At 61.2% G+C, this 201-nt stretch carries 1 protein-coding gene; it reads left to right on the top strand.

What is annotated here, in order from left to right; all coding sequences use genetic code 11:
- On the top strand, positions 1-201 hold a 201-nt coding region (locus IF23_RS35310), incomplete at both ends, for an ACP S-malonyltransferase (RefSeq protein WP_037680475.1).

Below are 201 nucleotides of genomic sequence, written 5' to 3'. Positions count from 1 at the left end.
CGTGGGCGTCGGGTGCGGCGTTTATCGGTTTCGCATGCGTTTCATTCCCCGTTGATGGAGGGGATGTTGGAGGATTTTCGGGCGGTGGCGAAGGGGATTTCTTTTGCGGCTCCGGTGATTCCTGTGGTGTCGACGGTGACGGGGAATTCCGCTGCGGGTGAGGATTTGCGGTCGGCTGATTACTGGGTGCGGCAGGTCCGC

The sequence above is a fragment of the Streptomyces catenulae genome (assembly GCF_000718015.1).
GTDB classification, from domain to species: domain Bacteria; phylum Actinomycetota; class Actinomycetes; order Streptomycetales; family Streptomycetaceae; genus Streptomyces; species Streptomyces catenulae.
Note: the sequence above shows the minus strand (reverse complement) of the source record. Positions and strands in the feature narration are given on the sequence as shown.